Raw genomic sequence first — 11828 nt, 5'->3', positions numbered from 1 at the left:
TGATTTTATTGGGAAAACAGGCATGGATAAAGGCGTTTCGGGAGGAGCGGGTTTATCCCCGGTTCCTCATGTCAGGTTTGAGGCGGTGTCGGCTCCGGCCTCATCCTTCGTTTCAGGGCTTTCTGCTCCGACAGGATATTGAGCAAATTCCCGGAAAATGTGATCGCGCCGCCAATGATCACATAGGGATTCCAAGGCTCCTGGTAGAGCAGGAAGCCAATCACCGCGACCAGGGGCAGGCGGAGGAAGTCGAGCGGACTGACAACGGCCGCATCGGCATGGGCCATCGCCCTCGCGATGCTGTAGTGCGAGGTAATGCCGCCGATCCCCAGAATGGCAATGAACGGTAGCATCTCCGTGCCGGGCGTGATCCAAACCGGTACGGACAACACGAGGCCGATCGGAAACTGGATCAGGTTCATGTAGAAAATGATCTTGAACGCGCTCTCGGTCGCTGCGAGCCCGCGGGTGAAAACGTAGGTGAACGCGAAGCAGATTGCGGCGCCGATCACGACGAAAGAAGCCGGCTGCATCAGGTCCGACCCCGGACGGAGTATCACCAGAATGCCGGCGAAACCGAGCGCAATGGAGAGCGCGCGTATCCGGGTGATCCGCTCCTTCAGCAGTAGCGCGGCGAGGATGGCAGTCCAGATCGGGGCGCTGAATTCCAGCGAAAATACGGCGGCCAGCGGCAGGATGCTGACACCGTAGATCCAGCCGAACTGCCCGGTGAAATGGATGATGTTTCGGCCGACATGGGTCTTCAGCCGGTCCGTCTTCATTTTCTGCCAGCCGAGCTTGTAGGCATAGGGCGTGAGCAGGGCGAGGCAGATCACGGTCCGCATGAACGAGATCTGAAAGACGGAAAGGTCCTGGGTGAGCTCTCGCGCGGCGACCGCCATGGAAGTGAAAGAGGCGAGCGCACCCATCATCCAGAGCACGGCGAGTAGCGGTTGCGAGGGGGGATGCGGCGAGCTCATGACGGGACGTCGGTGTTGTTCTTGATTGCTTGGGATCGGCCCGGCGTATCGGTGTACGCGGTTTTGCATACTGCAATATTTCGCTCGCCTGATCGTCCCGAATGTGTCACATGAAAGATGCCTTTCCGGAATTAGAACCTTTCAAAATTTTTCCCGCGAGACTGCAGATTGCGGTTGATTTATGCGCCCGTACGTTTAATTAATTGGTACAAAATTGGTCCGCTTTCGGGACGGCGAATGCTGAAGCTAAACAAAATGACGGATTACGCGGTTGTGGTGCTTGGTCAGATGGCGCGTGAGCCTGGCCGGGTGCGGACCGCTGCCGCGCTTTCGGAGGATACGGCGATCCCGCTTCCGACAGTCTCCAAACTGCTGAAAATCCTCGCGGGAACGGGGCTCGTGACCTCGCATCGCGGGGCCAATGGCGGTTACTCGATCGATATGACGGCCGAGGAGGTGACGGTCGCGCGGATCGTGCAGGCTATCGACGGTCCGATCGCTCTGACCGCCTGTGTGGACGAAGGCGAAGGCGGTTGCGAAGTCAGTAATTCCTGCCCGATCAGCGGGAACTGGAACAGGGTCAACCTGGCTGTGCGCAAGGCGCTTGAGGAAGTGACATTAGCCGATCTGCTGGATCCGACGGAGATGTTTCCGCTGCGCCCGGCGGCGCCGGAAGCCGCGCGGAGCCCGGCGACGGTCGACGGCTGACGGGCCGAACGGGTTTTTGAGTTTGACGGTTTAGAACACGGGACAAGAGATCATGGCGGCAACTGTCGAGACAATCGAACAGGTCGAACAACTCGGGACCGAGAAATACAAGTACGGCTTCGTCACCGACATCGAGTCGGAGATGGCGCCGAAGGGTCTCAGCGAAGAGGTCATCCGGTTCATCTCCGCGAAGAAGGAAGAGCCGGAATGGCTGCTCGAATGGCGTCTCCAGGCCTATGAGCATTTCAAGACCATGGAAGAGCCGGACTGGGCCAAGGTCGAGTATGCGCCGATCAATCTGAACGATATCTATTACTACGCCGCGCCGAAGGTGAAGGAGCGCCCGAACAGCCTCGACGAGGTCGATCCGGAACTGCTGAGAACTTACGAGAAGCTTGGGATTCCGTTGAAGGAGCAGGAAGTTCTGGCTGGCGTCGTCGCTGTCGACGCGGTCTTCGATTCCGTCTCCGTCGCGACCACTTATCGCAAGAAGCTGGCCGAAAAGGGCGTGATCTTCTGCTCGATCTCCGAGGCGGTGCAGGAATATCCGGAGCTGGTGAAGAAATATCTCGGCTCGGTGGTTCCGTACTCGGATAACTACTTCGCGACGCTGAACTGCGCGGTCTTCACCGACGGTTCCTTTGTCTACATTCCGAAGGGCGTGCGCTGCCCGATGGAGCTGTCGACCTATTTCCGGATCAACGCGGAAAATACGGGTCAGTTCGAACGCACCCTGATCGTCGCCGAGGAAGGCTCCTACGTCTCCTATCTGGAAGGCTGTACGGCGCCGCAGCGCGACGAGAACCAGCTCCACGCCGCTGTGGTCGAGCTGGTCGCGATGAAGGATGCCGAGATCAAGTATTCGACGGTTCAGAACTGGTATCCGGGCGACGAGACCGGCGCCGGCGGCATCTACAATTTCGTGACCAAGCGCGGTGCCTGCCGCGGCGACAATTCGAAGATCTCCTGGACCCAGGTCGAGACCGGTTCCGCCGTGACCTGGAAATATCCGAGCTGCATCCTGCAGGGCGATAATTCGGTCGGCGAGTTCTACTCGGTCGCGATCACCAACAACGCCCAGCAGGCCGATACCGGCACCAAGATGATCCATATCGGCAAGAACACGAAGTCGACGATCATTTCCAAGGGCATCAGCGCCGGTAAGGCCGACAATACCTATCGCGGCCTGGTAAAGGTGCTGCCGGGGGCAGAGAACGCACGCAACTACACGCAGTGCGACAGCCTGCTGATCGGCGATCAGTGCGGCGCCCATACCGTCCCCTATATCGAGTCCCGCAATCCGACCGCGCGGGTCGAGCATGAGGCGACGACCTCGAAGATCAGCGAGGACCAGCTCTTCTACTGCGCCCAGCGCGGCCTTTCGGAAGAGGACGCGGTTTCGATCATCGTCAACGGCTTCTGCAAGGAAGTCATGAAGGAACTGCCGATGGAATTCGCCGTCGAAGCGCAGAAGCTCATCGGCATCAGTCTGGAAGGCAGCGTCGGCTGACGCGCCGGAACCAAAGAAAAAAGTACGCTCGGAGAGAGAAATGGCTCTTTTGGAAATCAAGAACCTGCATGCTTCGCTGGAAGATGAGGACAAGGAGATCCTGAAAGGGATCGACCTGACCATTCAGCCGGGCGAGGTGCATGCGATCATGGGCCCGAACGGTTCCGGCAAGAGCACGCTGTCCTACGTGCTGGCCGGCCGCGACGGTTACGAGGTGACAGAAGGTTCCGTCACCTTCGGCGGCAAGGATCTGCTCGAGCTGGAAGCGGACGAACGGGCCAACGAGGGTCTCTTCCTCGCCTTCCAGTATCCGGTCGAGATCCCGGGTGTGCCGGGCATGACCTTCCTGCGCGAGGCGCTGAATTCCAAGCGCAAGTACCATGAGCAGGAGGAACTGGATGCGATGCAGTTCCTGAAGCTGGTGCGCGAGAAGGCGAAGTCGCTTGAGATGGGTGACGACATGCTGAAGCGCGCCGTCAATGTCGGCTTCTCGGGCGGCGAGAAGAAGCGGAACGAGATCCTGCAGATGGCCGTGCTAGAGCCGATGCTCTGTGTGCTGGACGAGACCGATTCCGGCCTCGATATCGACGCGCTGAAGATTGTCGCCGACGGCGTGAACGCGCTGCGCGATACGGGTCGCTCCATGCTGGTGATCACCCACTACCAGCGCCTGCTGAACTACATTCAGCCCGACCATGTGCATGTCATGGCGTACGGCAAGATCCAGAAATCCGGCGGCAAGGAACTCGCCCTCGAGCTCGAGGAAAAGGGCTACGCGGATTTCACCGGCAAGGCCGCCTGATCGGGCGTGGAGAGAGACATGCCGAACGACATGGCACATGACAATCCGCTGCTGAAGGCATTCAGCGCGGCCGCGGCGCTCGACGGGACGCCCGACTGGTTCGGAGAGGTGACGCGGAAGGGCTCTGACCGGTTCGCTGAACTCGGCCTGCCGACGAACCGGACCGAGGCTTGGAAGTACACCAGCCTACGCGGTCTCGGCGGCATGACCTTCAGCGCACTCGCCAAGGAAGCCGAGGCGGTGGCGATTCCGCGGGAGCGGATCGCCGGCATCGCCGGCATCGAGATCGTCCTTGTGAACGGCCGTCTGGACGAAAGCCGCTCCGCGCTCGACAAGCTGCCGGTCGGCCTGATGGTCACGCCGCTGGCGGTCGCGCTGCAGCGCAAGGACGGCGTTACAAAGCACGCCCTGCAGGACGAGAGTGCGACCGAAGGACTTCCGCTCGCCGCGCTCAGCACCGCGGGCATCACCGGCGGCGTGCTGATCGAGGTCGCACGGGACGCCGATATCGCCAAGCCGATTCACATCATCTCGATCGGATCCGGCGGTGACGCGCCGGTCGCCTTCGCGCCGCGCAACGTGGTCTGGATCGGCCCCAACGCCAAGGCGACGCTGGTCGAAAGCCATGTCGGCGAAGGCGGCTATTTCTCCAACTCCGTAACCCATGTGACGGTCGAGGACGAGGCGGTCTTCCATCACTACAAGCTGCAGAACGAGTCCCGCGAGGCCTATCACGTCGCGATGACCCACGTGCATTGCGGCGAGAAGACGATCTACGACAATTTCGCGCTGTCCTGCGGCGCGAAGCTGGCGCGCAACGAGATCCGCAGCAAGCTCGACGGATCCGAGATTCTCTATGCGGTGAACGGCGTTTACATGGCGGCCGCGAACCAGCATCTCGACAACACCACCTTCATCGAGCACGCGAAGCCGAACAGCGAGTCCCGCGAGATCTACAAGGGTGTGCTGGACGAGAACGGCCGCGGCGTCTTCCAGGGCAAGATCCTGGTGCAGCGTCCGGCGCAGAAGACCGACGGCTACCAGATGAACCGGGCCCTGCTGCTCTCCCGCAAGGCGGAGATCGACAGCAAGCCGGAACTCGAGATCTATGCGGACGACGTCAAATGCTCCCACGGTGCGACCGTGGGTGAACTCGATGCCGAGCAGCTCTTCTATCTGAAGGCCCGCGGCATCAACGAGCACGACGCGCGCAACATGCTGATCGAGGCCTATCTGCGCGATGCGCTGGACGAGATCCGGGTCGACAAGGTCGCGTTGGCCTTCGGCGAGAAGATCTCCGGCTGGCTGGCCGCGCGGATCGCACGGGAGGAAGCCGCGTGATGAGCGAATCCGCTTACGACGTCGAGGCGATCCGCCGGGATTTCCCGATCCTTGCGACGGAAGTCCGCGGTAAGCCGCTGGTCTTCCTCGACTCTGCGGCCTCCGCCCAGAAACCGCGGCAGGTGATCGAGGCGGTTACGCGGATGTACGAGGCGGAGTATGCGAACGTGCATCGCGGGCTGCATTACCTGAGCGAACTCGCGACCGCGCGCTACGAGGGCGCGCGGGAGAAAGTGCAGAACTTCATCAATGCGAAGCACAGCCACGAGGTGATCTTCACCCGGGGCACCACGGACGCATTGAACCTCGTCGCCCAGTCCTACGCCCGCGCGTTTCTGGAGCCGGGCGACGAGATCATCATCACCACGATGGAGCACCATTCCAACATCGTGCCCTGGCAGATGGTCCGGGACGAGAAGGGCCTGGTGCTGAAGGCTGTCGATGTCGACGACGAGGGCGCGTTCAACATCGCCGACATGGAAGCGCTGGTCACCGAGAAGACGAAGCTCATCGCTGTCCCGCATGTTTCAAACGTGCTGGGCACGGTGCTGCCGGTGAAGGAAATCGCGGCGCTGGCCCACAAGACCGGTGCGATATTGGTCGTGGATGGTGCCCAGGGCGTCACCCACATGCCGGTCGACGTGCAGGATCTCGACTGCGATTTCTACGCCTTCTCCGGCCACAAGCTCTACGGGCCGACCGGGATCGGCATTCTCTACGGCAAGGAAGAGCTGCTGGAGAAGATGCCGCCGGTGCAGGGCGGCGGCGACATGATCAATACGGTCACCATCGAGAAATCGACCTGGGCCGACCTGCCGCACAAGTTCGAGGCGGGCACGCCCCCGATCGTCCAGGCGGTTGGGCTCGGTGCGGCGATCGACTATGTCGCCGCCATCGGCATGGCGGCGATCGGCGAGCATGAGGGCGATGTCCTCAATTACGCGACCCAGCGCCTCGCCTCGGTCGAGGGGCTGCGTCTCATCGGGACCGCGCCCGGGAAGGCGAGCGTTCTCTCCTTCGTCATGGATTGCGCCCATCCGCACGACATTTCGACCATCATCGACCAGGCCGGCGTCGCGGTCCGGGCCGGGCACCATTGCGCCCAGCCGCTGATGGACAGGTTCGACGTGCCTGCGATGGCCCGTGCCAGCCTCGGCATGTACAACACGCGACAGGATATCGACGCGCTGGCCGACAGTCTCGAAAAGGTGAGGGAGATCTTCGCATGATGCCCGGTGGTCCCGGAATGCATGACTTTCTCGATTTTCCGCCGCCGGAAGAGGGCATTGTCGCCGAAGTCGGCGAGCCGCTTGCCGAAGGTGTTCCGGTTGCCAAGGAAGAGGCGATCATCCTCGCTCTGAAAGAGGTCTACGATCCGGAGATCCCGGTCGATATCTACGAGCTTGGACTGATCTACGAAATCGCGATCGCCGAGAACGGGGACGTGAAGATCGTGATGACCCTGACGGCGCCGGCCTGCCCGGTCGCGGGGCAGCTCCCGATCGATGTCGGGGAGAAAGCGGCGTCGGTCGAGGGCGTCGGCCGTGTGCAGGTCGAGCTTACCTGGGACGATCCCTGGACTCCGGAACGGATGAGCGACGAGGCGAAGCTCGCCCTCAACATGTTCTAGAATCTGATCTGGCGCATCATTATATTGAGTCGAAAGGCCAACAGAGGATAGAGACGTTATGTTTCAACCCGGTAAAGCCCCGATCACACTGACAGACGCCGCAGCCGATCGGGTGAAGACCCTGATGGCGGCCAATCCCGAGGACGGCGTTCTCGGACTGCGCGTCGGCGTGAAGGCGAAAGGCTGCTCCGGCCTCAGCTACTTCGTCGAATACGCCAAGGAACGGAAAAAGTTCGAGGACATGGTCGAGGACAAGGGCGTGACGATCTTCGTCGACCCGGCCTCCGTGATGTTCATTCTCGGCTCCGAAATGGATTTCCAGGAAGACAAGTACTATTCCGGCTTCGTCTTCAACAACCCGAACGAGACCAGTCGCTGCGGCTGTGGCGAAAGCTTCAACGTCGCGTCCTGATCCCGCGTCAACTAGCAACCCCCTCCGCTGTCACCGCCGCCGCTGTCGCTCCCGTCTCCGCCATTGCCGTCTGCGTATCCGTCATGCCCGGCTCCGTCGTCCAGCCCTTCATCGGGCGGAGGGGCCGCAACGTGGGTTTCAACAATAGCCGCATTCAAGGCGACACGTGCATTCTGCCCTGCGGCAACGGTCTCGCTATCGCCTCCGGTGCGCGGCGTAATTACGACTTCGCCTTCATAAACCGCAACCGTGGTGGTGCCGTCGTCCGCGACCTCGATCACGAAGTCCGTTCCGCGGATGCCTATGACCGCCGTCGGCGTTCCGATCCGCACTCCCTCCTTTGCCATGCGCCCGGTGATGAAACGCATCATGCCTTTGTTCATTTCCGCGCGCAGGCTGCCGGCGCCGGTCGAAGGATCGAATACGAAGCGGTCGATCGTAACCTCTGCGGCCGATCCGAGCCGCAGCTCGGTATCGTCAACGAAGCGGACATGAAGGGCGCCGCCGTCTGGCGTGCGCAGGCGCTGGTTCATCTCGACCGCGTCACGACGGTAAAGCGCTTCCCAGTTCGTGGCGCTCGGCTCTTGTTTGTAACCCCAGACCTTTACCAGGCTGACGATGCCGACCGCGGCATGGGCAATCGGGACTTGCGACAGGATACAGGCCAATACCAGCGCTGCTGCGATCCGCTTCATTTTCCCCTCCCGAAACGGAATGTCCCGGCCCGCCGGCGGGATGCCGCGGAGGGAGCGGCGCAGATTGGTCTTCGGATTGCGGTATTATTGGGGCCGGACCGGCCGCAAAGCGGTCAAGCCGGCCTCTGATTGGCCGGTGAAGAGCCATTCGGTCATCCGGGGCGGCGGCTTCTCAGTCGTTTCCGCCGGTATCTCCGCCGCCTTGACCTCCCGCACCGCCGGAGCCTGAATCCGCATCTATGCCGGCGTCGGAATCGAGGCCGGCATCCACCGTGACCGCTGCGACGCCGATCTGTACGGCCGTGGCGTTGAGCGAGACCAGGGCTGTCTGGTTTGCCGCAATGGCAACGGCAGGCCCGCCTGCACGGGGTGTGATCTCGACTTCTCCCTCCAGCACCGCGACAACTGTCGAGCCGTCGTCGCGGACATCGACGATGAAGTCGGTTCCGCGGATGCCGATGAAGGCGCTCGGAGTTCCGAGCCGGACGCCGTCCTTCGCCATGCGCCCGCTGATGAAACGGAAGACGCCCTTGCCCATCTCGGCCTGCAGTGCGCCTGCGTTGTTAGACGGATCAAAGACGAACCGGTCGATAAGAATCTCGGCGGCCGAACCGAGCCGCAGATCCGTGTCGTCGACGAAGCGAACATGTAGTGCCCCTCCATCCGGCGTGCGCAGCCGTTCGTTCAGTTCGACGGGATCGCGTCGGTAAAGATCGTTCCAGTCAGCCGTGCTCGCAGCCTTCGAATAGGCCCAGATCTTCACCAGTCGGACATTCCCGACCTCGGCATCCGCGGAAGCGGCGGCCAGCAACGCCATGATGGAAGCAGTCAACGCCAGTCTAAGGGAAAACGCCATAGGGGTCCCTCCTGGATCGTGGAGCAGGTCCGCTGCGGGATGGGGACAAAGCCGGACCTTGCATCGGTTGCCCAGAATATCGAAGTCGGATACTTCGAACTGTGGCCTATGGCACTTCGATCGCGTCGCGGGTTCTCGGAGCGGCTCGACAGAGGTAGGCTTGCGCACCTGCTAAATAGTTCCATATTTATCGAACAAATAAACAAGCGGTCCTCATTGCCGCGCCGTCCGACTGGAAATCCTATGCCTCGCCGACCGACCGCCAATCTCACCGAGTCTGACGCCCCGGCGACGGCCGATATCCAGACCATCAAGACGCTGCTGCCTTATCTGTGGCCGCAGGGGCAGTTCGAGATGCGCGCGCGCGTGGTGATCGCATTGCTGTGTCTCGCTCTTGCCAAGGGAGCGTCGGTCTATGTTCCGCTGCTGTACAAGGACGCGGTGGACCTGATTTCGGGCGGTGCCTTCGATTTCACGGTGCTGATCTGGATCATCCTTGCCTACGGCCTGACGCGGCTGGGGCAACAGGCCTTCGCACAGCTTCGGGAGTTCTTCTTTGCGCGGGTCGCCCAGCGGGCCATCCGGATGGCGGCGTTAAAGACCTTCCGGCACCTGCATCAGCTTTCCCTGCGCTTCCATCTCGACCGGCAGACCGGCGGCATCTCGCGGGTGATCGACCGGGGCACGAAGGCAATCGAGTTCCTGCTGAACTTCATGCTGTTCAACATTCTGCCGACCCTGTTCGAGATCCTGCTCGTCTGCGGGATCCTCTGGGCGATGTTCGACTACCGCTATGCGGTGGTCACCTTCGGGACGATCGGCTCCTACATCCTCTTCACCACGCTGGTCACGGAATGGCGGCTGAAGTTCCGCCGGCGCATGAACTCGATGGACAATCGCGCCACGACGCGGGCCATCGACAGTCTGCTGAACTACGAGACGGTGAAGTATTTCGGCAACGAGCGGCACGAGGAAGAGCGTTTCGACCGGTCCATGCGCTCCTACGAGGATGCCGCGGTACAGAGCAGGACCAGTCTCTCGCTGGTCAATGTCGGGCAGGGCGGCATCATCGCGGCCGGTCTGACGCTGGTGATGATCCTTGCCGGCGGAGACATCGCGGCGGGCCGGGCGACGGTCGGCGATTTCGTCATGGTGAACACATACCTGATCCAGCTCTATCTGCCGCTCAACTTTCTCGGTTTCGTCTACCGCGAGATCAAGCAGTCGCTGACCGACATGGAGCAGATGTTCCGGCTGTTGGATGAGGAACGGGAAATCGAGGACGCGCCGGACGCGGCCGAGCTTGTGGTCGACAAGGGGGAAGTGCGCTTCGAGGACGTGAAGTTTGGCTATTCCGCGGCGCGGCCGATCCTGAAGGGGATCAGTTTCGAGGTCCCGGCCGGGAAGAGCGTTGCGCTGGTCGGGCCGAGCGGCGCCGGCAAGTCAACCATTTCGCGCCTGCTGTTCCGTTTCTACGATATCGACAGCGGCGCGATCCGGATCGACGGTCAGGACATTCGCACCGTGACCCAGGACAGTCTCAGGCGTGCGATCGGAATCGTTCCGCAGGACACGGTCCTCTTCAACGACTCGATCTACTACAACATCGCCTACGGCCGTCCGTCGGCGAGCCGGGAAGAGGTCGAGGAGGCGGCGCGGCTCGCCAGCATCCACGATTTTGTCTTGGGGCTGCCGGAGGGGTACGAGACCACGGTCGGCGAGCGCGGCCTGAAGCTTTCGGGCGGCGAGAAACAGCGCGTCGCGATCGCCCGCACACTCCTGAAGCGGCCGAAGATTTTCCTCTTCGACGAGGCGACCTCGGCGCTGGACAGCCAGACGGAGAAGGCGATCCAGAGCAGCCTCTCCGAGGTCAGCCACAACTATACGACCCTGATCATCGCTCACCGGCTCTCGACTGTGATTGATGCCGACGAAATCATCGTGCTGCGCGACGGAGAAATCTCCGAACGGGGCAGCCACACCGAACTGCTCGCGCGGGACGGCATCTATGCGGCAATGTGGCGAGAACAGATGCGGGAAGAAACCGGAGCCGACGTCAGGGAACTGGACGTCGCTGGATCGAGCGCCTAAGCCTGTTGTCGGTGAACTCTGAGGCGAACCGCGTGATGCATTCATACAGCCGCTCGAATCCAAGCCCCCGTTATCTCGAACTTCTGGCGCTCTACAAGACGATGCATGCCGAGGGGTTTGTGCGGGATACCGGGAACGGTGAAGTGCGGGTTGCCGCGGCGGAAGCCTATCCGGGGCAGCAGATTCTCAACCATCTTCCGCGCGTTCGCGAACTTGTGCAAAAGCACGAAGCGGAAACGGTCCTGGATTACGGCTGTGGCAAAGGTCTGCAGTACCGCTCTGTCCAGCTTCGCGACAAGAACGGTAAAACCGGGTCGGTTCAGGACTATTGGGGTGTTTCCGAGATCCGGCTCTACGATCCGGGCGTTCCCGATTTCTCCGAGTTGCCGGCGATGCAGTCGGACGGGGTCATTTGCACGGATGTGCTGGAGCATATTCCCGAGTCGGATCTCCTCTGGGTCGTCGAGGAGCTGTATTCGCAGGCACGCAAGTTCGTCTATGCCGCGGTCGCATGCTATCCAGCGCAGGCTCTGCTGCCGACCGGCGAAAACGCGCATGAGACCGTTCGTCCTCCGAGCTGGTGGCGTGAACTCTTTTCCGTGGTCGGTCGCTACCACCCCCAGGTCGCCGTTTTCGTTGATTGCGAGACAAAGTAGGGAGCGGCGGATCGGTCCGATCTGCTGGTTTGTCCCGTCAGGAACGGATTTTAGTCAAAGTCCCGTTCTCGCAGCCAATAGCAGGTGCTAGGGGAACTGCTTCGGTTCGAATCTTGTTATTTCCGGTCCCCCTATCGACACTTTATT

At 61.5% G+C, this 11828-nt stretch carries 12 protein-coding genes; 9 read left to right on the top strand and 3 right to left on the bottom strand.

Annotated elements, in window-relative coordinates:
• Window positions 1–71 precede the first annotated feature (71 nt).
• Window positions 72–980 (bottom strand): DMT family transporter, encoded by a 909-nt coding sequence (locus NUH88_RS02510; protein WP_257769760.1) that lies wholly within the window; start codon window positions 978–980, stop codon window positions 72–74.
• Between the two features lie 237 nt (window positions 981–1217).
• Between NUH88_RS02510 and NUH88_RS02505 the strand changes: the two genes are divergently transcribed.
• From NUH88_RS02505 to NUH88_RS02475, 7 genes are read left to right on the top strand one after another with little or no spacing between them, the layout of a single operon-like run.
• On the top strand, window positions 1218–1688 hold the full coding sequence (locus tag NUH88_RS02505) for an SUF system Fe-S cluster assembly regulator (protein ID WP_257769759.1): 471 nt from the start codon (window positions 1218–1220) through the stop codon (window positions 1686–1688).
• 52 nt (window positions 1689–1740) lie between these two features.
• Window positions 1741–3198: a Fe-S cluster assembly protein SufB gene (gene sufB, locus NUH88_RS02500; RefSeq protein ID WP_257769758.1), complete on the top strand. Its 1458-nt coding sequence runs from the start codon at window positions 1741–1743 to the stop codon at window positions 3196–3198.
• Window positions 3199–3238: 40 nt separating this feature from the next.
• Window positions 3239–4000, top strand: a complete 762-nt coding sequence (gene sufC / locus NUH88_RS02495; protein ID WP_257769757.1) for a Fe-S cluster assembly ATPase SufC — start codon at window positions 3239–3241, stop codon at window positions 3998–4000.
• Between the two features lie 18 nt (window positions 4001–4018).
• The gene (sufD, locus tag NUH88_RS02490) at window positions 4019–5341 is read left to right on the top strand and encodes a Fe-S cluster assembly protein SufD (protein ID WP_257769756.1); all 1323 of its coding nucleotides are present in this window, start codon (window positions 4019–4021) and stop codon (window positions 5339–5341) included.
• A complete protein-coding gene (locus tag NUH88_RS02485; RefSeq protein ID WP_257769755.1) occupies window positions 5341–6570 on the top strand; it encodes a cysteine desulfurase in 1230 nt (409 codons plus the stop codon). The genes sufD and NUH88_RS02485 overlap by 1 nt, the downstream gene beginning before the upstream one ends.
• Window positions 6567–6971 carry an SUF system Fe-S cluster assembly protein gene (locus NUH88_RS02480; protein WP_257769754.1) on the top strand — a complete coding sequence of 135 codons (405 nt, stop codon included), beginning with the start codon at window positions 6567–6569 and terminating at the stop codon, window positions 6969–6971. Before NUH88_RS02485 ends, NUH88_RS02480 begins: the two co-directional genes overlap by 4 nt.
• Before the next feature lie 58 nt (window positions 6972–7029).
• Window positions 7030–7383 (top strand): HesB/IscA family protein, encoded by a 354-nt coding sequence (locus NUH88_RS02475; protein ID WP_257769753.1) that lies wholly within the window; start codon window positions 7030–7032, stop codon window positions 7381–7383.
• An 11-nt stretch (window positions 7384–7394) separates the two neighbouring features.
• Here NUH88_RS02475 and NUH88_RS02470 read toward each other — a convergent pair whose 3' ends face one another.
• Entirely contained in the window at window positions 7395–8078 is a 684-nt protein-coding gene (locus NUH88_RS02470) for a FecR family protein (RefSeq protein WP_257769752.1), read from the bottom strand.
• Between the two features lie 172 nt (window positions 8079–8250).
• Window positions 8251–8934: a FecR family protein gene (locus tag NUH88_RS02465; protein WP_257769750.1), complete on the bottom strand. Its 684-nt coding sequence runs from the start codon at window positions 8932–8934 to the stop codon at window positions 8251–8253.
• A gap of 243 nt (window positions 8935–9177) precedes the next feature.
• On the opposite strand from NUH88_RS02465, the gene NUH88_RS02460 reads away from it, so the two are divergent.
• Together NUH88_RS02460 and NUH88_RS02455 are read left to right on the top strand one after the other, a co-directional pair.
• Window positions 9178–11025 (top strand): ABCB family ABC transporter ATP-binding protein/permease, encoded by a 1848-nt coding sequence (locus NUH88_RS02460; RefSeq protein WP_257769749.1) that lies wholly within the window; start codon window positions 9178–9180, stop codon window positions 11023–11025.
• 35 nt (window positions 11026–11060) lie between these two features.
• A complete protein-coding gene (locus NUH88_RS02455) occupies window positions 11061–11681 on the top strand; it encodes a class I SAM-dependent methyltransferase (RefSeq protein ID WP_257769748.1) in 621 nt (206 codons plus the stop codon).
• Window positions 11682–11828 lie beyond the last annotated feature (147 nt).

This window comes from Nisaea acidiphila (assembly GCF_024662015.1).
Classification (GTDB): Bacteria; Pseudomonadota; Alphaproteobacteria; order Thalassobaculales; family Thalassobaculaceae; genus Nisaea; species Nisaea acidiphila.
This window is presented reverse-complemented; position numbering and strand designations above follow the sequence as displayed.

What these genes read in the sequence shown, in the direction of transcription:
- sufB (WP_257769758.1), top strand. Translation starts at nt 1,741, where the DNA reads ATGGCGGCAACTGTCGAGACAATCGAACAGGTCGAACAACTCGGGACC.
- NUH88_RS02505 (WP_257769759.1), top strand. Translation starts at nt 1,218, where the DNA reads ATGCTGAAGCTAAACAAAATGACGGATTACGCGGTTGTGGTGCTTGGT.
- NUH88_RS02470 (WP_257769752.1), bottom strand. Translation starts at nt 8,078, where the DNA reads ATGAAGCGGATCGCAGCAGCGCTGGTATTGGCCTGTATCCTGTCGCAA.
- NUH88_RS02510 (WP_257769760.1), bottom strand. Translation starts at nt 980, where the DNA reads ATGAGCTCGCCGCATCCCCCCTCGCAACCGCTACTCGCCGTGCTCTGG.
- NUH88_RS02465 (WP_257769750.1), bottom strand. Translation starts at nt 8,934, where the DNA reads ATGGCGTTTTCCCTTAGACTGGCGTTGACTGCTTCCATCATGGCGTTG.
- NUH88_RS02460 (WP_257769749.1), top strand. Translation starts at nt 9,178, where the DNA reads ATGCCTCGCCGACCGACCGCCAATCTCACCGAGTCTGACGCCCCGGCG.
- NUH88_RS02455 (WP_257769748.1), top strand. Translation starts at nt 11,061, where the DNA reads ATGCATTCATACAGCCGCTCGAATCCAAGCCCCCGTTATCTCGAACTT.
- NUH88_RS02475 (WP_257769753.1), top strand. Translation starts at nt 7,030, where the DNA reads ATGTTTCAACCCGGTAAAGCCCCGATCACACTGACAGACGCCGCAGCC.
- NUH88_RS02480 (WP_257769754.1), top strand. Translation starts at nt 6,567, where the DNA reads ATGATGCCCGGTGGTCCCGGAATGCATGACTTTCTCGATTTTCCGCCG.
- NUH88_RS02485 (WP_257769755.1), top strand. Translation starts at nt 5,341, where the DNA reads ATGAGCGAATCCGCTTACGACGTCGAGGCGATCCGCCGGGATTTCCCG.
- sufD (WP_257769756.1), top strand. Translation starts at nt 4,019, where the DNA reads ATGCCGAACGACATGGCACATGACAATCCGCTGCTGAAGGCATTCAGC.
- sufC (WP_257769757.1), top strand. Translation starts at nt 3,239, where the DNA reads ATGGCTCTTTTGGAAATCAAGAACCTGCATGCTTCGCTGGAAGATGAG.